This is a genomic window from Streptomyces sp. Ru73, from assembly GCF_002920575.1.
Taxonomy (GTDB): Bacteria; Actinomycetota; Actinomycetes; order Streptomycetales; family Streptomycetaceae; genus Streptomyces.
Genome location: NZ_PQSQ01000038.1, coordinates 45,868 through 65,242 on the forward strand (window position 1 = coordinate 45,868; position 19,375 = coordinate 65,242).

17 protein-coding genes and 1 pseudogene are annotated in these 19,375 nt (G+C 75.2%); 12 read left to right on the forward strand and 6 right to left on the reverse strand.

The window, feature by feature from the left end; genetic code table 11:
* Window positions 1–44: 44 nt before the first annotated feature.
* Together C3486_RS18245 and C3486_RS18250 are read right to left on the reverse strand one after the other, a co-directional pair.
* On the reverse strand, window positions 45–3,326 hold the full coding sequence (locus C3486_RS18245; RefSeq protein ID WP_103833783.1) for a sacsin N-terminal ATP-binding-like domain-containing protein: 3,282 nt from the start codon (window positions 3,324–3,326) through the stop codon (window positions 45–47).
* Window positions 3,327–3,567: 241 nt separating this feature from the next.
* Window positions 3,568–4,623 (reverse strand): DUF3027 domain-containing protein, encoded by a 1,056-nt coding sequence (locus C3486_RS18250; protein WP_103833784.1) that lies wholly within the window; start codon window positions 4,621–4,623, stop codon window positions 3,568–3,570.
* 405 nt (window positions 4,624–5,028) lie between these two features.
* On the opposite strand from C3486_RS18250, the gene C3486_RS18255 reads away from it, so the two are divergent.
* From C3486_RS18255 to C3486_RS18270, 4 genes are all read left to right on the forward strand, one after another.
* The gene (locus tag C3486_RS18255) at window positions 5,029–6,414 is read left to right on the forward strand and encodes an MFS transporter (protein WP_103833799.1); all 1,386 of its coding nucleotides are present in this window, start codon (window positions 5,029–5,031) and stop codon (window positions 6,412–6,414) included.
* Between the two features lie 73 nt (window positions 6,415–6,487).
* Window positions 6,488–7,003 carry a hypothetical protein gene (locus tag C3486_RS18260; RefSeq protein ID WP_103833785.1) on the forward strand — a complete coding sequence of 172 codons (516 nt, stop codon included), beginning with the start codon at window positions 6,488–6,490 and terminating at the stop codon, window positions 7,001–7,003.
* A gap of 29 nt (window positions 7,004–7,032) precedes the next feature.
* A complete protein-coding gene (locus C3486_RS18265) occupies window positions 7,033–7,761 on the forward strand; it encodes a futalosine hydrolase (protein WP_103833786.1) in 729 nt (242 codons plus the stop codon).
* The gene (locus tag C3486_RS18270; protein ID WP_103833787.1) at window positions 7,758–8,609 is read left to right on the forward strand and encodes a 1,4-dihydroxy-6-naphthoate synthase; all 852 of its coding nucleotides are present in this window, start codon (window positions 7,758–7,760) and stop codon (window positions 8,607–8,609) included. Before C3486_RS18265 ends, C3486_RS18270 begins: the two co-directional genes overlap by 4 nt.
* 58 nt (window positions 8,610–8,667) lie before the next feature.
* On the opposite strand, the gene C3486_RS38565 is transcribed toward C3486_RS18270, so the two are convergent.
* Window positions 8,668–9,051 carry a cold-shock protein gene (locus C3486_RS38565; RefSeq protein WP_030254499.1) on the reverse strand — a complete coding sequence of 128 codons (384 nt, stop codon included), beginning with the start codon at window positions 9,049–9,051 and terminating at the stop codon, window positions 8,668–8,670.
* Between the two features lie 180 nt (window positions 9,052–9,231).
* On the opposite strand from C3486_RS38565, the gene C3486_RS18280 reads away from it, so the two are divergent.
* Window positions 9,232–9,516 carry a hypothetical protein gene (locus tag C3486_RS18280; RefSeq protein ID WP_103833788.1) on the forward strand — a complete coding sequence of 95 codons (285 nt, stop codon included), beginning with the start codon at window positions 9,232–9,234 and terminating at the stop codon, window positions 9,514–9,516.
* 29 nt (window positions 9,517–9,545) lie between these two features.
* On the opposite strand, the gene C3486_RS18285 is transcribed toward C3486_RS18280, so the two are convergent.
* Window positions 9,546–10,175 (reverse strand): HAD family hydrolase, encoded by a 630-nt coding sequence (locus C3486_RS18285; RefSeq protein ID WP_181138596.1) that lies wholly within the window; start codon window positions 10,173–10,175, stop codon window positions 9,546–9,548.
* A gap of 142 nt (window positions 10,176–10,317) precedes the next feature.
* On the opposite strand from C3486_RS18285, the gene C3486_RS18290 reads away from it, so the two are divergent.
* The 5 genes from C3486_RS18290 to C3486_RS18310 all read left to right on the forward strand — a co-directional run bounded on the left by C3486_RS18290 (window position 10,318) and on the right by C3486_RS18310 (window position 15,512).
* The gene (locus tag C3486_RS18290) at window positions 10,318–11,346 is read left to right on the forward strand and encodes an iron ABC transporter permease (RefSeq protein ID WP_103833790.1); all 1,029 of its coding nucleotides are present in this window, start codon (window positions 10,318–10,320) and stop codon (window positions 11,344–11,346) included.
* Window positions 11,347–11,492: 146 nt separating this feature from the next.
* Entirely contained in the window at window positions 11,493–12,575 is a 1,083-nt protein-coding gene (locus C3486_RS18295; protein WP_258052849.1) for an iron chelate uptake ABC transporter family permease subunit, read from the forward strand.
* Window positions 12,576–12,817: 242 nt separating this feature from the next.
* A complete protein-coding gene (locus C3486_RS18300; RefSeq protein WP_103833800.1) occupies window positions 12,818–13,615 on the forward strand; it encodes an ABC transporter ATP-binding protein in 798 nt (265 codons plus the stop codon).
* 168 nt (window positions 13,616–13,783) lie between these two features.
* A complete protein-coding gene (locus C3486_RS18305; RefSeq protein WP_103833801.1) occupies window positions 13,784–14,869 on the forward strand; it encodes an iron-siderophore ABC transporter substrate-binding protein in 1,086 nt (361 codons plus the stop codon).
* A 145-nt stretch (window positions 14,870–15,014) separates the two neighbouring features.
* Window positions 15,015–15,512, forward strand: coding sequence for a GNAT family N-acetyltransferase (locus C3486_RS18310; RefSeq protein WP_103833792.1), 498 nt, complete (start codon window positions 15,015–15,017; stop codon window positions 15,510–15,512).
* A gap of 70 nt (window positions 15,513–15,582) precedes the next feature.
* Here the strand turns inward: C3486_RS18310 and C3486_RS18315 are convergent, their stop codons facing one another.
* Window positions 15,583–16,236 (reverse strand): 1,4-alpha-glucan branching protein, encoded by a 654-nt coding sequence (locus C3486_RS18315; protein ID WP_103833793.1) that lies wholly within the window; start codon window positions 16,234–16,236, stop codon window positions 15,583–15,585.
* Window positions 16,237–16,518: 282 nt separating this feature from the next.
* On the opposite strand from C3486_RS18315, the gene C3486_RS18320 reads away from it, so the two are divergent.
* A complete protein-coding gene (locus C3486_RS18320; RefSeq protein ID WP_103833794.1) occupies window positions 16,519–16,728 on the forward strand; it encodes a hypothetical protein in 210 nt (69 codons plus the stop codon).
* A 120-nt stretch (window positions 16,729–16,848) separates the two neighbouring features.
* Here C3486_RS18320 and C3486_RS18325 read toward each other — a convergent pair whose 3' ends face one another.
* Window positions 16,849–17,943 (reverse strand): hypothetical protein, encoded by a 1,095-nt coding sequence (locus tag C3486_RS18325; RefSeq protein ID WP_103833795.1) that lies wholly within the window; start codon window positions 17,941–17,943, stop codon window positions 16,849–16,851.
* Between the two features lie 170 nt (window positions 17,944–18,113).
* Here C3486_RS18325 and C3486_RS18330 point away from each other — a divergent pair.
* Window positions 18,114–19,375 (forward strand): annotated as a pseudogene (locus C3486_RS18330) (DNA-binding protein); the annotation flags it as partial.

A 19,375-nucleotide genomic window follows, 5' to 3' on the forward strand; every position in this document is an offset into this window, starting at 1 on the left:
GGCCCCCCACGTCAGACGCTCTCCGCGCCACGAGGCCCGCGGGCTCAGTCGAACCAGCGCGCCCGCGCCAGTTCCTCCGTGCGCGTCGGGTCCTCCAGCAGCGCCGCCACCTCGAAGCGGCGCGGCCACTGCCCCGTGGCCCAGGCCAGGCCGGCCGCCACGCCCTCGAACGTCGCCGCGTGCACCGTGCCGTCGGCGGCGCGCCGCCAGTCCAGCTCGGTCTCCCCGCCGTCCGCCGCCACCAGCAGTTCGTCGTGCTCGACGTACGTCTCCGGCGTGCCGGAGCCGAGCAGCGCGCGTACCGCGTCCGGCACCTCGCGTACGGTGCCCTCGCTGCGTACCTCGGCGGGGCACTCCTCGCTCAGCCGCCGTACCTGGAGCAGCTCGGCCAGTGCGGCGGCGCGCCCCGGCGCGACCGGCAGCAGCGGCCGGTCCCCGGCCAGCGGCAGCAGGTCGGGCGCGTCCGCGATCACCGCGTCGGCGGCGTCCACGACCCGTACCTCGCGGCCGACGACGGCCCGCAGCTCGTCCGGGAGCGTGACCTGCTCGGGGTCCAGGTCAGCCAGCGCGCCGTACAGGGCGTGCAGCTGCGCGGGGGCCACCTCGGCGTCCTCGTCGGCCAGCCGCGCGAGCAGCTCGGCCGCGCCGCCCGGCTCGTCCAGCAGCGCCCCGACCGAGGTGCGGACGCCCAGCGCGCGCAGCACCTGTGCGTCCACCCCGCCAGCGTCCGCCGCCTCGTACAGGCCCGCCAGCAGCGGGTCGCCGCCGGCCGCGCGCAGGCCCGCGGGGCGCCGGCCGTCGAGGACGGGGTGGTCGCGCAGCCACCACGCGGTGTACGGGCGCACGGTCTCCGTCGTGCCGTCCGGGAGCAGGACGCGTACCGGGGCGGTCAGCGCGTCCCGCAGCGGCGGCTGCGACAGCATGGCCAGCACCTGCGGCCAGGCGTCGTCGTCGACCAGGTCCAGGTCGCGTACGGCGATGATCTCGGTGGCGACCGGGGGCACGGGGGTCTCGGGGAGTCCGTCGAGGACGTCCTCGCACCAGACGTCGACCGCGTCCAGCAGGCCGACGTCGTCGGGCTCGGCGAAGTCGCCGTCGCGGGGCTCCAGCTCGTCGGGGTCGAGGACGACGTCCTGGGCGCGTACCAGCGCGAAGTCCGCGAGCACGCCCACGGCGGTCAGCGGCTGCTCGCCCCAGCGGGCCGCCAGCTCCTCGTCCACGCAGGCCAGTTCGCCGTCTCTGATGACCCGTTCGAAGGCGCTGCCCGGGTGGACCAGTTCGCCGGCGGGGGCGGGCTCGCCGTCCTCGTCGGGCAGGGCCAGCGCGCCCAGCCACGGCTCGTCGCCCGGGGCGAGGGCGGCGTCGCGGACCAGCCCGAGCACGGCCTCGGCCAGTTCCTCGCCGGCGAGCGCGCCGCCGGGCCCGCCCACGGCGTCCTCGTCGAAGACGTCGTACTCGTCCTCGGCGGCCTCCAGGGAGTGCGCGACAGCGGCGCGCACCTGAGGGGTCTTCAGGACGGCACGCGGCGTGGCGGGCACCGCGCCGAGCTTCTCCAGCAGCGGGTGCACCGCGTCCGGGTGCGCGACCTTCAGGCCCAGCCGGGCCAGGGTGCGGTGCCGGGACGCGGCGTCCGGTCCCTCGTCGCGGAGGGGCAGCAGCACCTGGCGCGGCCCGATGGTCGTGCGCGCTCCCCCGCCGTCCTCGGCCGGGCCGCCCGCGAGCGGCACCGGGAGGCCGCTCAGCCGGTCCGGGTCGGTGCCGGCCAGCGACTCGTACAGCCGCCGCCACCAGGAGGGCGCGCGCTCCACGCCGGCCAGCCGGTCGACGAGTTCGCCGAGCGGTACCCGGGCCACGCCCAGCGCGCGCAGTTCGGGCCGGCGCTCCAGGCCGGCGGGGAGCAGGCCGGGGAAGAGTTCGGCCAGTACGGCGACGGTCTCGGCGCCGGCTCCTTCGACCAGTTCGGCGTCGACGGGGCACAGCACGTACGGCCCTTCGGGCTCGGTGCCGGCCGGCTCGTCGGCCTCGGGCCAGGTGTCGAGCGCGCGGTCGGCCTCCTTGCGCCGGGCGGCGCCGGTGGCGGCGCTGGGCAGGAACGGCACCCGCGGCAGCCGCTCCAGCACGAGCCGGCGCAGTTCGCCGTCCAGGCCGCCCTTGCCCAGCGGTCCGGGCACGAGGTCGACGGTGCCGAGGGAGGCCGGCTCCCAGTCGCGCAGCAGCGTGGCGTAGGTGTCGGCGGCGCGTTCGGCGAGGAAGTCGGCGAGCGGGCCGGGTGCGACGTGCCGGCGGGTGGGCTCCAGCGGCAACGAGGCGATGAGCAGCGCGGGCAGTCCGAGGGGTTCGTCGGTGGGGGTCGGCGCGTGCACGACGGGTGCGGTGGCGGGGCGTACCGGTTCGCCCTCGGCGTCCACCGGCACGGCCCAGGTCACCGACCAGACGGGCCGCAGGCGTTCCTCGACGGGGCGGTCGGCGAGCAGCGCGGGGTCCAGCGGGCCGCCGTCGTGCGCGACGCGCCAGCGCGCCGTGCCGCGCACGCTGTCCTCGACGACGACGTACGGGCCGTCCTCGCGGCGGCGCAGCTCGCGGACGCCCTCGGGGGTCTCGATGACGACCTCGGCCAGGCCCGGCAGGGTCAGCAGCAGCGCGTCGTCCACGGCGTCGAGCAGACGGACCGTCAGATCCTCGGCGGCGCCGTCCCGGAGGGGCAGCACGACGGAGGTGTCGTATCCCTCGGGGGCCGTGCCCTCGGCGGGCAGCGGCAGCCGCAGCAGGGGTACGTGGCCGTCCCGGCGCCGCAGTTCGTTGCCCAGGCCGGGGCTGTGCGCCGCGACCTCCAGGGCGAGGGACCGGGCCTCGGCCAGCGACCAGCGCACGCCGCCGGTCCGGCCGACCACCGCGGGTTCGTCGGTGACCGCGAGGACGGCGGCGAAGCCCACGCCGAAGCGGCCGACGGCGCCCGCCGCCGCGTCGCTGTCGCGCTTGGCGGAGGCGCGCAGGGTGGACAGGGACTCGACGCCCGCTGCGTCCAGTGGCGCGCCGGTGTTGGAGGCGACCAGGACCGCGTGGCTGCCGTCCTCGCCGGGGTGCAGGGTCAGCAGCAGCCGGCCGGGTACGCCGGCGCGGGCGGCCGCGTCCGAGGCGTTCTGGGCCAGTTCGACCACGAGCCGGTCGCGGTAGCCGCCGAGCGCGAGGTCCTCCTCGGCGTTGGCGTCCTCGCGGAAACGGGCCGGTGAGCCCGCCCAGGCGTCCAGTACGCCCCGCCGCAACCGCGCGGCCCCGAAGGGGTCCGCACCATCGGCGGGATCCTGGACGGTCGCCCTACGGCTCACGACTGCTCCCTCGCACACAGCTTCCCGCCCCGCGGCGGCTTCACGTGTCATTCTTCCGCCTCGGGTGCCCCGGGGACGGCCGGGGTACGACACGCCACGGCAACGGGGCGCAAACGGGCAGCCCGGGACGCGGTCCCGGCATGCGACCGCGGGGGCCGGGGTACCCCTGCGGGCTCGGGAATTGCGGCGCCGAAGGGGCGGCGGGGCGGCGTACCCCACCGGACGCCGCGCGCCGGGCGGCTCAGCTGTGGCCGAGCTCCTCGGCCGGCTCGCCCTCCGAGACGGAGCCGCCGTCGCGGTCCGGGCGGAGCGGCAGCGGCTCGACGACCGTCTCGTCGATGACCGGCGGTGCCGGGCGCGGCGGCTTCGGCATCACGGCGGCCTCGGAGTGCCCGCCGCAGCCGTACGCCAGCGACACGACCCGGCCGTCGGCGGGCGAGAACTCGTTGGCGCAGACGCCGAACGCCTGCCGCAGCGAGCCGGCGAGCGGTACGAGGAAGCCGCAGCTCATGCAGGCGGCGGGGGCGGCCTGCGCCATCGGGGTCTTGGGGCCGTACGCCTCTTCCCAGCGGTCGGCGGCGGTGTGCAGGCCGTACCGGGAGAGCACCCGGGCCCGGCCCATGCCCAGCTCCTCGGCGACCGCGGCGATGCTGCCGCGGGCCGGTGCGGTGGACTGGTGCGCGGGGGTGCCGGCGACCACGTCGGCGTCCTCCGCCTCGGCCAGCTCCGCGAGGGGGCCACGGGCGGCCTCGGCCGCTTCGGCGGCGTGCGCGGCGTCCCCGGAGCCGTTGCCCTGCGCGGCACGGGCGGCGCGTGCCGCGTCGGCGCGGCCGGCGGCCGTGGGGCCCGCCGCTTCCGCGTCCGGCGAGCCGGGCGCGACGGGCGACACGCCCACGCCGCCGTTGTCGCCGAACTCCTCGTCGGCCAGGAAGCCGGGCTCCAGCCGCAGGTCCTCGGCCTCCGTGGGCAGCAGGTCGCCGGGGCCCATGTCGCCCGGGCGCAGCCGCTCGCTCCACGGCACCCACTCGGGTGCCAGCAGCGCGTCGGGGCCGGGCAGCAGCACGGACTCGTCGAGCGTGACGACCTTGGCGCGGGAGGCGCGCGCTACGGTGACGGCCCAGCGCCAGCCCCGGTAGCCCGGCTCCTTGCACTCGAACAAGTGGGTGACGACGCGGTCCCCGTCGGCCACTGCACCGACGTGCTCACCGACCATGCCCGGCAGGGCGGCCTCCTCGGCCGCCGCGCGGGCGAGTTCGACGGCCTCGGCGCAGAGGCGGTCGGGCGTACGGCTTCGCATCGCAGCACTCACAAGAATCGATTCTCTCTTCCACGCCGTCTCACGAGCGCGCCGGCCGGAGCCGTCCCGAACCTGTCCGGACGACCGACGGGCCGGGGCGGGCGGAGCGGACCTGAGGACCGCGTCGACGTCCGCGCCCGATCAGCCCTCCACGAGCAGCGCACCTTCACGAACCATTCTGCGGGATCGTGGCAAGGCGCGCGGCCAAGAGCGACCGCCGGTGGCGCGCTACACACGCTACCCCTTCAATCGTGTACGACCCCCCGGCGGGAGCGGCAAATGTCACCGGCAGCCGCCACGTGCCCCGCCGCCACCCCTGGCCCGCCCGGGCAGGAACCGAGGGAAACTCACGGAAACTGGCATCAGCTGGGCGAGTTGGGGCGGCGTTTCGGGCACTATGACGACGTGGCCGCCGCCAGGGCAACGACCGAGGGCAGCGGCCCGGCCCGTGGGGCGGGCCGGGCCGTGGGGCGCGCGGGCCGGGTCACGGCGGCCGCGGTGCGCCGTCCCTTCGCCGCCACCGGGCGCGCCGTCCGGCGCGCGACACACGCGCACGGCGCGGGCGAGTCGGGCCTCGGCAAGCTGATCGAACTGCACGCGGTGAACTCGGCGGGCGACATGCTGATCACCGTCGCGCTCGCCTCCACCGTCTTCTTCTCCGTCCCCACCGACCAGGCGCGCGGCCGGGTGGCGCTCTACCTCGCGGTGACCATGGCGCCGTTCGCGCTCCTCGCGCCCGTCGTCGGGCCGCTGCTGGACCGGGTGCCGCACGGCCGGCGCGCCGCGATGGCCGGGGCGATGCTGGCCCGCGCGGTGCTGGCGCTCACCATGTCGCGCGCGGTGGCCACCGGCGGCCTGGAGCTGTACCCGGCGGCGCTCGGCGTGCTGGTGTCGTCCAAGGCGTACGGCGTGGTGCGCTCGGCCGTGGTGCCCAGACTGCTGCCGCGCCGCTTCTCCCTGGTGAAGGCCAATTCGCGGGTCACCCTCGCGGGGCTGCTGGCCACCGGCATTGCGGCCCCGCTGGGTGCCGGACTGCATGCGCTGGGCCCGGCGTGGCCGCTGTACGGGGCGTGCGCCGTCTTCACCGCAGGCACGTTTCTCTCTTTTTCGCTGCCGCACGTGGTGGACTCGGCGCGCGGCGAGGCGCGGGTCCCGGCCGGGCGCCGCTCCGGCCGCCCCCGGCCCGGGCTGCGCACGGTCGGCCGGTCCGTCCTGCGCGGCCTCCGGGCGAACACCGCGCTGCGCGCCCTCTCCGGCTTCCTCACCTTCTTCCTGGCGTTTTTGCTGCGCGAGCAGCCGCTGGGCGGGCTGAGCCCCGCGGTGTCGCTGGGCCTGGTGGCGGTCGCTGCGGGCGCCGGGAACGCGCTGGGCACGGCGGTCGGCGCGTGGCTGCGGGCACGCGGCCCCGAGGTGATCATCGCGGTGGTCCTGACGCTCGCGCTCGGCGTCACGGTCGCCGCCTGCCTCCTCTACGCCGTACTCGCGGGCGTGATGGTGACCGCGACCGCCGCCGCTGCCGGGCTGTGCCAGGCGCTGGGGAAGCTGGCGCTGGACGCGCTGATCCAGCGGGACGTGCCGGAGTCCTTCCGCACCTCCGCCTTCGCCCGCTCCGAGACGGTGCTCCAGCTGTCGTGGGTGGTGGGCGGCGCGCTGGGCATCGCGCTGCCGCTGCACGGCGTGCTGGGCCTGGCGGTGGCCTCCGCGGTACTGGCCGCCGCGGCCGCCACGACCGTACGGGGACTGCTCAGCGCGGCGCACCGGCACGGCGCGGCGCGACCCCGCGTGGCGTAATCCGCTGCCCCACGTGAGCGCGCGCACCGTACCCCGCCGTCGTCCGGGCCCGGCGGCCAGATAGCCTGCCCGCATGACCGCGTTCTCCTCCTCGCTCCGGGGCAAGGGCCGCCGTGCCGTCGCCGCCGCGGGCGCCGTGTCCCTGGGACTGCTCGTCCTCTCCGCCTGTGACCAGCCCACGCCGCGGGCGACCGTGACCGCCGGCCAGGACACCGTCACGGCCGAAGCCTCCTGCTACCAGGACGGCAAGGTCCTCGGCGACCTCACCGCCAAGGGCAAGGCGGAGCAGGCCAAGTTCGAGAAGTGCATGACCAAGGAGCCGGAGCAGACGCTCACCGTGCACCCCGGCGACAAGGTGCGCCTCGGTGTCGAGCCGGACATGGCCGAGCAGGGCTGGATCGCGATGTCCAACGGCATGCCGGTCACCAGCCTGAGCAAGCAGACGTACGCCTCCGTCGAGGGCGACCGGGTCTTCTACAACCAGCAGAGCCAGCAGATGTCGGACTCCGCGACGATCTCGATCATGACGTCCAAGGGCGGCAAGTACACCGGCGTCTGGAACATCAAGCTCAAGCGCGCCGACTCCTGAGCGCCGCTCCTGAACCGCCCGGTCACCTGATGCACATCCTGGTCGTCACCGCCGTCCCCGCCGAACGCGACGCGGTCACCGCCGCGACGGCGGGACGGCCCGAGCGCATCCCCGTACCGGGCGGTTCCGCGTTGCACCGCACCGTGCGGTCCGACGCGCCCGGGGGCCCGTACACCCTCGACGTCCTCGCCGCCGGCGTGGGCCCGGCCGCCGCGGCGGCCGGCACCGCCACCGCGCTGACCGCCGCCGCGCTCGGCGAGCACGCCTACGACCTCGTGGTCTCGGCCGGCATCGGCGGCGGCTTCGCGCCCGGCGCGCCCGTCGGCGCGCTGGTCGTCGCCGAGGAGATCGCCGCCGCCGACCTCGGCGCCGAGACCCCCGACGGCTTCCTGCCGGTCACCGCGCTCGGCTTCGGCACGGACGCGCACCGCCCGCCCGAAGAGCTGGTCGCGGCCGTCGCCGCGGCCACCGGCGCGCTGCCCGGCACCGTCCTCACCGGCTCCACCGTCACCGGCAGCACGGCCCGCGCCAAGGAGCTGCTGGCCCGCCACCCGCGTGCGCTCGCCGAGGCCATGGAGGGCTTCGGCGTCGCCGAGGCGGCCGCCGCGCACGGCGTGCCGGTGCTGGAACTCCGTACGATCTCCAACCCCGTCGGCCCGCGCGACCGCGCCGCCTGGCGGATCGGGGAGGCGCTCGCCGCCCTCACCGCCGCCTTCGCCGATCTGCCGCGAGCCCTGTCCGCAAGGAGCACGCCATGAGCCAGGCGCTCAAGATCGCGTTTTCGCCCTGCCCGAACGACACGTTCGTCTTCCACGCGTGGGCACACGGCAAGGTCCCCGGCGCCACCGCGCCGGAGGTCACCTTCGCGGACATCGACCTCACCAACGGCATGGCCGAGCGCGGTGAGCTGGACGTGCTGAAGGTGTCCTACGCCGAACTGCCCTGGGTGCTGGACGAGTACGCGCTGCTGCCCTGCGGCGGCGCGCTCGGCCGCGGCTGCGGCCCGCTGGTGCTGACCAAGGACGCGGCGGCGCCCGCCGACCTCAAGGGCGCCACGGTCGCGGTGCCGAGCGAGCGCTCCACCGCCTACCTGCTCTTCCGGCTGTGGGCCGCGGACCAGGTGCCCGGCGGCGTGGGCGAGATCAAGGTCATGCCGTTCGACCAGATCATGCCCGCCGTGCGGGACGGCGCCGTCGACGCGGGCCTGGTCATCCACGAGGCCCGCTTCACGTACCAGAACTTCGGCCTGACCTGCCTCGCCGACATGGGCGAGCACTGGGAGACCACGACCGGGCTGCCGATCCCGCTCGGCGCGATCATCGCCAAGCGCTCGCTGGGCGAGGAGACGCTGCGCGAGCTGGCCCGGACGATCACCACCTCGGTACGGATGGCGTGGGAGGACCCGGAGGCCTCGCGCGCTTGGGTCCTGGAGCACGCGCAGGAGATGGACCCGGCCGTCGCCGACCAGCACATCGGGCTGTACGTGAACGAGTTCAGCGCCGACCTGGGCGAGGACGGCTACGCGGCGGTGCGCGGACTGCTCACCCGCGCCGCGGCCGAAGGACTCGTACCGCCGCTCGGCCCGGATGCGCTGAAGTTCGTATGACGACCGACCCCCGCGGGGCTTCCCGCGGGGGTGTCTCCGGCCGGCCGGCGCGCGCCGCTCAGACGTCCAGCTGGTCCGCGACCGCGCGCAGCATGCCCGCGATCTTGCCGCCGTGTGCCTTGTCGGGGTAGCGCCCGCGCTCCAGCTGCTGCGCGACGCCTTCCAGGAGCGTGGTGAGGTCCTGCACGATCGACGCCAGCTCGTCGGGCTTGCGCCGCTGGGCCGCCGCGACGGAGGGCGCGGGGTCGAGGAGGGTCACCGAAAGCGCCTGGTCACCGCGCTGGCCCGCGACCACGCCGAACTCGACGCGCTGGCCCGGCTTGAGTGCGTCCACGCCCGCCGGCAGCACCGAAGAGTGCACGAAGACGTCACCGCCGTCGTCGCGGGAGAGAAAGCCGAAGCCCTTCTCGCTGTTGAACCACTTGACCTTGCCGGTAGGCACGTCTGTCCTCGTCCTCGTACTCGTCGGGAAATCTGGGGTAGCTGCGCACACAACAGCTCTGGATAGCAGTGCAGCGGGTCCGCGGACCCGCCGGTACCAAGGCTAATGGTCCGGGGCCTGGTGACAAGACGTCGCCGGGTGGTTCCTCAGCGCTTCCGAGCGGGGACTTACCCTGGTCGTGTGTCTGACAACCCTCCCGTCCGGGGCACGGCTCCGGCGACCACCGAAGGTCCGCGCGCCGGGGACCTGCTCGTCCGGATCGGCGCGATCGTGTTCCTTATTGGCGCCTTCGCCACTCTCGCGACGATGACGCCCCTTTTCCTCGGCTCCGACCCGCTCCCGCCGGTCTTCTACTGGGTCTGCATGCTCATGGGAGCGGGCTTCCTGATCGCCGCCGCCGGCGTGCTGCGCTCCGTCGCGGCCCAGCGCCGCCAGGCCCGCGAGGCGTCGGCCCAGTCCGGCTAGGCACCGGCTCGGCCGGGCGGGACGCGCCCTCAGCCGCGCGAGGTGTCCGCGAGGTAGCCCTCCAGCCAGGCCGGGAAGGCGGCCAGGCCGGGCAGGACGACGTCCGCGCCGGCCTCCCGCAGCTCCTCCTCGGAGCAGGGCCCGGTGGCCACGGCGACCGACAGCGCACCGGCAGCGCGGGCGCCGCGCACGTCGCCGGTGTGGTCGCCCACGTAGACGCTCGCGCCGTACTCGCGCAGCGCCTCGGCCTTGCCCTCCGCCCACAGGGAGCCGACCACGGCGTCCGCGTCGATCTCCAGGTGCTTCAGGTGCAGCTTGGCGTTGGGCTCGTACTTGGCGGTGACGACGACGGCCCGCCCGCCCAGGCGCTGCACGGCGGCGACGGCCTCACGGGCGCCCTCCATGGCGAGCGTCCCGGTGATGGCGTGCTCGGGGTAGAGCGCGCGGTAACGGTCGGCGATCTCGGCGACCCGCTCCTCGGGGAACCAGTTGCGGATCTCCTGCTCCAGCGGCGGCCCGAGCCGGGTCGTCACGAGGTCGGTGTCGATGTACGTCCCGGTGGCGGCGGAGAGCGCCTCGTAGGCGTCCTTGATGCCGGGGCGGGAGTCGATCAGGGTCATGTCGAGGTCGAAGCCGACCGTCACGGTATGCGTGGGCATGACACCCATTGTGCCTCTGGCCCTCACGGCCACGATCCGTAAACTGAGCGTAGCCTCACCTTCATCCTCCGCAGCGACCGCGCCCCCCACCGCGCACCCGCACCATCGGCACACCACCACCTCCCCCGGCGGAACGGAACCGATGTCAGTCGCCCTGGCCGGCAGCCCCGGAACTCCCCTCGCCCGCCGTCGCGCCTGCTGGACCGCCGCGGCGGCGGCCGCCCTGCTGTGCGCGGCGCTCCTCTCCCTCGCGGTGGGCAGCCGCCCGGTGCCGCCCCGCGAGGTGATCGACGCGCTGCTGTACGGCGGCCACGGCGAGGCCGCCCGCATCGTCCTGTACCTGCGGCTGCCGCGCACCCTCGTGGGCCTGCTGGCCGGCGCCGCGCTCGCGCTGGCCGGCACGGCGATGCAGGGCCTCACCCGCAATCCGATCGCCGACCCCGGCGTCCTCGGCATCAGCCAGGGCGCCTCGGCCGCCGTGGTCCTGGCCATCGCCTTCGCGGGCGTCCACACGCTCTCCGGCTACGTCGGCGTCGCCTTCACCGGTGCCGGGCTCGCGGCCGTCCTCGTGTACGCCGTCGCCGCGCGCGGCCGGGGCGGCGCCACCCCCGTCAAGCTCGCGCTGGCCGGCGCCGCGATCAACGCCCTGCTGGTCGCGGTGACCATGGCGGTACTGACGACGCGTGCGGCCGCGCTGGACGAGTTCCGGTTCTGGCAGGTCGGCTCGCTGACCGGCCGGGACGCCGCGACGGCCCTCGGCATCTGGCCGTTCCTGCTGGCGGGCGCGGTGCTCGTACTGGCCGTCGCGCGCGGCCTGGACGCACTGGCCCTCGGCGAGGACGCCGCCAGGGGGCTGGGCCAGAAGGTCGCCACCGTACGGATCGTGGCAGGGCTGGGCGCCGCCGTGCTGACCGGCGCGGGCGTCGCGGCGGCCGGCCCCCTCGCCTTCGTCGGCCTCGCCGTCCCGCACCTGGCCCGCGCCCTGATCGGCAGCGGCCACCGCTGGGTACTGCCGGTGGCCGCACTGCTCGGCCCGGTGATGGTGCTGGTCGCCGACGCGGTCGGCCGGCTCCTCTTCCCGCCCTCGGAGGTGCCCGCCGGGGTGATGACCGCGCTGATCGGGGTGCCGTTCCTGATCGTGCTGGTCCGCCGGAAGGGGGTGGGGGCGTGAGCCGTGGTGGGGGCGCGAGCCGCGGTGAGGGCGTGAACCGCAGTGGGGGTGTGAGCCGCGCCCCGGTCCCCGCCGCGTCGGGCGCTCCGGCCGCGTCGGGCGCTCCGGCCGCTCCTGGCGCGGTACGTCCCTTCGGGTACGCCGTACTGCGTGCCGGGCCGGCGGCCTTCCTCCTCCACCGCCGGGCGGCGCTGGTCACGGCCGCACTCTCGGCATTACTGGCCGCCGCCTGCGTCGCGTACCTCTCCTGCGGCGAGCACTTCGTGGCGCCCGGCGCGGTCCTCGACGTGGTGCGAGGGCGGCCCTCGCCGGACGAGCTGGTGGTCGGCACGCTGCGGCTGCCCCGGATGTGCGTCGGGCTGCTGGCCGGCGCGGCCTTCGGCACGGCCGGCGCGCTCATCCAGACCGTCGCGCGCAACCCGCTCGCCAGCCCCGACATCATCGGCATCACCCAGGGCGCGAGTGCGCTGACCGTCGGCGCGATGACCTTCGGCGTCGGCTCGTACGCCGTACTGCCGTACCTCTCCGTCGCGGGCGGGCTGCTCGCCGCGGCGCTGGTGTACCTCTTCGCGTGGCGCGGCGGCCTGCACGCCACCCGCTTCGTCCTCATCGGCATCGGCTGCGCCGTCGCCCTCAGCTCGGTCACCCAGCTGTTCCTGACCAAGGGCGACTACCTCGTGGCGCAGAAGGCCCAGGTCTGGATGGTCGGCTCGCTCAACGGCCGGGGCTGGGCCGAGGCCGTCCCGCTCGCCTGGGCGCTGCTCGTCCTGCTCCCCTTCGTGCTGTGGGCGGCCCGCGCGCAGCGCACCGTCACGATGGACGACGACACCGCGACCGCGCTCGGCGTGCGGCTGGGGCGCACGCGGCTGGGTCTCGCCACCCTCGGCGTGCTGCTTGCCGCGCTGGCCACGGGCGCGGCGGGCCCGGTCGACTTCGTGGCGCTGCTGGCGCCGCAGATCGCCCGCCGGCTGACCCGTACCGCCCAGATACCGCTGCTCTGCTCGGCTCTGCTGGGCGCGTGCGTCGTGGTCCTCGGCGACCTGCCGGCCCGCACCCTGTTCGCACCGACCGAGCTGCCGGTCGGCGTCCTCACCGCCGCCATCGGCGCCCCGTACCTGATCCGCCTGCTCGTGCGCGGGGCCGGCACCGGCCGCCGGGCAGCGGGAGGCGACCCGTTGCCCGTACGTAAGCCCGGCATCCGCCGCCGCGCCACGGAAGGAGGAGCGTGACCACCACCGGCGCACACGCACACGAAGGAGCGCAGGAACGCGAACGAGCGCAGGAGCGCGAACCAGCGCAGGAGCGCGAACCAGCGCAGGAGCGCGCGCAGGAGCGCGAACCCGAACGCGAGCGAGCGGGTGAGGGCGAGCACGAAGACGAACGCGAGCGAGCGGGTGAGGGCGAGCGCGAAGACGAACGGGCAGGTGGACGTGGGCTCGACGGCACCGCGGCCAGGCTCACCGCCCGCCGCCTGACGCTGGCTTACGAGGACCGCACCGTCGTCGAAGGGCTGGACCTGGAGGTGCCGCACGGCGCCGTCACGGTGATCGTCGGGCCGAACGCCTGCGGCAAGTCCACACTGCTGCGGGCGCTGGGGCGGCTGCTGCGGCCGCGCCGGGGCGCGGTGCTGCTGGACGGTACGGACCTGGCCCGCATCCCGACCAGGAAGATCGCCCAGTCCGTCGGCCTGCTGCCGCAGACGCCCGTCGCGCCGGAGGCGATCACCGTCGCCGACCTCGTCGCCCGCGGCCGCCAGCCGCACCAGCGCTGGTGGCAGCAGTGGTCGGCGGCCGACGAGCGCGCCGTCACCGAGGCGATGGCCCGTACGGACGTCACCGGGCTGGCCCACCGTCCCGTGGACGAGCTCTCCGGCGGCCAGCGGCAACGCGTCTGGATCGCGATGGCCCTCGCCCAGGAGACGGACCTGCTCCTGCTGGACGAGCCCACCACGTACCTCGACATCGCCCACCAGGTCGAAGTGCTGGACCTGGTGCGGCAGCTGAACCACGAGCGCGGCCGCACGGTCGTCGCCGTCCTGCACGACCTCAACCAGGCGGCCCGCTACGCCGACCACCTGGTGGCAATGAAGGGCGGCCGGATCGTCGCCCAAGGACCACCCGCGGGGACCGTCACGGCCGGCCTGGTCCACGACGTCTTCGGCCTCGACGCGGTCGTCGTCCCGGACCCGGTGACCGGCTCGCCGCTGGTCGTACCGGGGCGCCCCTGGCAGCCCGCGGCTGACGGCGGACCGTCCCCGGCCTCCGACTGACCGTCCCCTCCCCCGACTCCTCCCGGCCCCTCCCCGGCTCCTCCTGGCTCCTCCCGGCTACTCCTGGCTCCTCTCCCGAAGGGTCTGCTCATGGTCATGGACAAGGTCATGGACAAGGTCACGGACAAGGTCACGGACAAGGTGACGGACAAGGTCATGGACGAGGTCATGGTCCGCTTTCCCCGCGCCCTCGGTGCCGCCGCCTTTCTCGCCGCGGCCACGGTCGTCCTGGCCGCGTGCGGCGCCGTCGGCGCCACCGGTGCCGGAGACGGTTCCGGCGGTGGCTCGGGGGGCGGCTCGGGTGTCAGCTCGGGTGGCGGCCACCAGGACGGCTCCGGCGGCTCCTTCAAGGCCGCCCGCTGCCCCGCCCAGCCGAAGACCATCTGGGCGAAGCCGGCCACCGGCGCGCACACCGTCCCGACCGCCATGGGCGACGTACGGGTCCCCGCCGCCCCGAAGCGGGTCGTCGTCCTGGACACCGCCGAACTGGACTCGGCCCTCACCCTCGGCGTGCGTCCGGTCGGCGCCACCCACGCCGACGCGGCCTCCGGCTTCCTGGCGTACCTGCCCAAGGACGAGGTCGCCGGCATCAAGGACGTCGGCACGATCGGCGCACCCGACATGGAGGCGGTCGCAGCCCTGAAGCCGGACCTCATCCTCACCAGCAAGGTGCGCGACGGCCAGCGGTACGCGCAGCTGAAGAAGATCGCCCCGACGGTGATGACCGAGACCACCGGTTACCCGTGGAAGCAGAACTTCGCCACGCACGCCGACGCGCTCGGGAAGATCCCGGAGGGCCGGAAGGCGGCCGCCGCGTACGAGAAGCACGCGGCGGCGGTCACCGACGCGCTCGGCGGCCCGGCAGCAGCGGCGAAGAAGACCACCAACGTCGTCCGCTTCGTCGAGGGCGCCGACACCCGCGTCTACGGCTGCCGCAGCTACATCGGCACCGTCCTGGACGACATCGGCACCGCCCCCACGGACGTGGTGCGGAACGCCCCGGACGGCCTGATGACCGAGGTCGGCCCGGAACAGATCACCCGCGCCGACGCCGACGCGGTCTTCTACTCGGCGTACGGCAGCCCCGAGAAGTCCAAGGAGAGCCAGGTCACCGGCGGCCCGCTGTGGAAGACCATGAAGGCCGTCCGCACCCGCCACGCCTTCCGCGTCTCCGACCAGCTCTGGCTCCAGGGCATCGGCTACACCGCCGCCGACAAGATCCTCACCGAGCTGAAGCGCGACCTGACGAAGTGACCGCACACCGACCACAACCGGCTCAGGCCATGCCCGCGCTCTCCAAGCTGACGACCAGGAAGGTGACGAGCCGTAAGGCCGCGATCAGCAAGGTGGCGACCGGAAAGGTGGTGACCTGCAAGGCGGCGATCTATAGGGTCGGGCAATGCCCGAGCTGAAGCGACTGCATGCCGGCCACGCCCCGGCGGTCCTGGCCTTCGAGCTGGCGAACCGCGCCTACTTCGCCGCCTCGATCACCGACCGCGGCGATGAGTACTTCGCCCACTTCGCCGACCGCTACCGCGCCTTGCTGGCCGAGCAGGAGGCCGGCATCTGCGCCTTCCACGTCCTCGTCGACGAGGACGACTCGGTACTCGGCAGGTTCAACCTCGTCGACATCGAGGACCACACCGCGATCCTCGGCTACCGGGTCGCGGAGCACGTCACCGGCCGGGGCGTGGCGACCGCGACCGTGCGGGAGCTGTGCCGACTGTCGGCGGCCCGGTACGGGCTGCGCACCCTGCGGGCGGCCACGGCACACCGGAACGCCGCGTCCCGGCGGGTGCTGATCAAAGCCGGTTTCGCCCCCGAAGGCCCCGCCGACCCGGCCGACCTCGGGGGCGAGCCGGGCACCTGGTACCGGCGTGACCTGCTGCCCCATTGACACAACCGGCCGCCGCCCGCCGGTCAGCGGACGACGGGTGGCGGGCAGCGGGCAGCAGGCAGTGGGCGGATCAGGCGTCGAGCAGCGTCATCAGGACGGCCCGCAGGCGCGTCCCGTCCGGTCCCTGCCAGCCGGTCGCGACATGGCCGAGGGCACCCTGGCGCGGCACCGGCGGCTGCTCGTCGACGGGGGCGAGGACGCGGTGAACGTGCAGGGTCCCGCCGGGTACGGGGACGCGGGTACCGTCCCGGCCGTCGGCGGGCTCGGGCGTGAAGCCGTCCAGGGTGAACGGGGCGCCGGTGTGGGAGCGGGTCACCTCGTGGTCGGGGGTGTCCGTGATGCTCTGCGCCATCGCCGGTGCCCTGCCCTCGATCAACGCCAGCAACTCGATGACGAGCACCGGGTCGTGGCAGCCGTCGTACACCCAGCGCTTGCCCAGCACTCCGTGCTCCGTCGTGCCTATGAGGGCCCGTTCGGCCTCCGCCAAGGGCGCCCCGCGGTAGGTGAGCGGTGCCAGATAGGCCGTCCGCTCCGGGCCCCTCGTGTCGGTGGCCACCATGAACTCGATACCGACCTCGCCCTCCGGATCGTCCAGCCGGAAGCCCCCCGACTTCTCCAGCACGGGGGCGTCCGAACCGCCCCGGTACCAGGGACGGGTGGGCAGCCAGTCGGTGAGCAGTTCGAGCTTGGTCGGCCTGAGGGTGGTCTGATGGATCAGCGCCATGCCGGCGGTCGCCTCCTGTCGCAAACCTGAGTCGTGCTCAGCCTTCCACAACACGGCCCGCCGCCAGCCACCAGTGGCGCCGCTGGCGACGCATCCGCCCCAAGAGGACAGCGCGGATGCGGGCCCTCAGATGCACATCCGGCCAGGAGAGCGCTTTACCGCCAATTTCGAGCAGGCCGATACACAGCGCTGCCCGGTGCGGGAAAGACAAGGGGGCTGGGAGTGGCCGTCCACTGAGCTCCGAGTGCGAGCAGCTGTGGACCAAGGGGGAGGTCCGGGCACATGCTGACCATCGACGTGGCGTTATTGCTCACGGTCATCGTCGTCCTGCGGCTGCGTCGCCGTACCGAAGCACGCAGCCGCAAGGACGAGAAGCTGACCGTGGCCATCGTGCTGGTGCTCGGGGTCCTCCTCGCTCCGACAGCCTTCGGGCAGGGAATCGCGGACATCGTGTCCCAGCTCGTGCAGGGCGTCTCGAAAGCCGGGCTGTGAGCGCCGACAAGCACCCGAGCCCGCGACGCACGCGGCAGCCGCCGCGACCGTGACGGTCACCCGGGGCCGTGGCGCGATCATCCGGCGGCACCCGTCGTCACCCACCCGACGCCGCATCCGTCACCCCATCCGCCGTCGCATCCGCCACAGGAGGAACACCGCTGAGGCGGCGGCTGCCAGGCGGAGGAGGAGGGGGAGGGTGGCGGTCAGTTCGGGGCCGAGGCGGGTCTGGGGGAGGGCGTCGCCCCACTTGCCGGCGAAGCGGCCCCACAGCCAGACCAGCATCGCGGCGCACACCAGGCCGGGGACGCCCAGGGCCGCGAACTTCGCCTCGGCCGGGGAGAGCTTGCGCGAGGTGTACGTGACGACCCAGCCGAGCGCGGCGGCGAGCCAGCTGCCGAGCGCGGCGCCCGCGGCGAGCAGCAGCACCGCCAGCACCAGCACCGGGCTGGGCTTCGGCCGCGGCGGCGCCGCCACCGCCTCGCCCGCCCCCTCGGTCGCAGGCGCGGGCGCGGGTGCCGCGGGGGCCTCGCGCCGCCAGGGCAGCACCTTGCCCGAGGCCTTCTTCAGCACGCCGGGCAGCCCGCGCCGCCCCGTGTCCGCGGCCTCCGTGCCGGCGGCCTCCTCGGTCTCCTCCTCGTCCGTCTCCGGCGGTCGCCGTATCTCCTCGATCTCGATGCCGCCGACGAAGCCGGGCACGGTCTCCCCCGGACCGTACGGCTCGGCGGTGCCGTACGGCTCGGCCGCCACCCGCCACCAGTCCGGCTCCTCCTCGGCCGTGGCGTCCCGGTCGCCGAGCTCGTCCAGGCCCGCGAGGTGCGGCGGCGGGGCGCCCTGCTGAGGGGCCATCGGCTGGGGGGCCATGGGCCGCGCGCCGCTGCGGGGCGCGGGCACCGGTCCGCCGCCGCCCGGCTTCGGCTGCCGCTTCAGCAGCGAGGGCAGCCCCGGCCGCCGCTCGGCCGCGGGCGCGGCGGCCGGCTCCTCGGGCACCGGCTCCTCGCCGTTGACCGCGGCAGCCACCACCGACTCCGGCGTACCGAGCCTGGCCAGCAGGCGCTTGACGTCGCCGCCGCCACCGGCCCGGTCGGCGTCTATCCGTGTCCGCAGCCGCGCGACCAGCTCCATGCGCTGCCGGGCCGTCAGCCCCCGTCCCTGCGCCAGATCGCCGACTCTGCTCAGGTAGTCGAAGACCAGCTGATCATTCTCGATCCCCACCGAAACACCCCTGCGCCAGACCGTTTCCCGCCGCTCCGACGGTACCCCTCCGGCCGCCCTCCCCCGCGCTTTTCCACAGGCGCAGGGAAGCGCTTTTCCACAGGCCATTGACACCGGGTGCGGCCGCGCAACCATCGGATCATCGGCCACCAGGCGGTAACGTGGGGCGAATGAGCGGCAGCCATCCGTCCCCCCGCACGCTGGCCGAGGAGTTGCGCAACCGGCCGGACGACGACCTGTCCGCTCTGCTGCGGTCGCGCCCCGACCTGCTGAACCCCGTTCCCGGTGACCTCACGCAGCTGGCCACCCGGGCCGGCACCCGCGCCTCCGTGGTCCGCGCCGTCGAGCGCCTGGACACCTTCGCGCTGCAGACCGCCGAGGCGCTGGCCGTCGCCCCCGACCCCTGCCCGTACGGCACTCTCGCCGCACTCATGACGGGCGACGAGGACGCACCGGACGCCGACGCCGGGCTGCGCGACGCCGTCCTCGACCGGCTCCCCGAGGCGCTGGCCACCCTCCGCGCCCAGGCACTGGTCTGGGGCCCCGACGACCGCCTCCGGCTCGTCCGCACCGCCCGCGAGCTGCTCACCCCCACCGCGACCCACCCCTCCCCCACCGGGCTCGGCCCGACCGTCGCCGAGGCCGCCGCCGGCATGTCCCCCGGCCGCCTCCAGGAGATCCTGGCCACCGCCGGGCTGCCCACCACCGCCGACCCGGTGTCCGCCGTCGCCGCGCTGACCTCGCTCTTCGAGGACCGCACCGCCATGGCGGCGCTGCTGGACGCCGCGCCCGCCGAGTCGCTGGCCGTCCTGGACCGGCTCGTCTGGGGCCCGCCGTACGGCGCGGTGACCGCACAGCCCGCACCCCACCTGCGCTGGCTGCTGGACCGCGGCGTACTGCTCCCGGTCGGCGCGCGCAACGTCGTACTCCCCCGAGAGGCCGCCCTGCACCTGCGCGCCGGGCGCGCGCACCGGGCGCCGGAGCCCCAGCCGCCCGCCCTCGCGCCGGCCACCGCGCGCGACCCGGACATGGTGGACCGTACGGCGGCCGGCCAGGCGTTCACCGCGCTGGCCACGGTCGAGGAGCTGCTCAAGGAGTGGGATCTCGGCGGCCCGCCCGTACTGCGCGCCGGCGGCCTCAGCGTCCGCGACCTCAAGCGGACCGCGACCGCCCTGGACACCGGCGTGCACACCGCCGCCTTCTGGCTGGAACTGGCCTACGCGGCGGGGCTGATCGCCTCGGACGGCGAGGCCGACGAGCGGTACGCGCCCACGCCCGCCGCCGAGGACTGGCGGCAGCTGCCCCCCGAGGAGCGCTGGGTCCGGCTGGCCACCGCCTGGCTCGCCGCCACCCGTACGGCGGGCCTGGTCGGCACCGCCGACGCCAAGGGCCGCACCCTCGCCGCCCTCGGCCCGCACCTGGACCGCTCCCC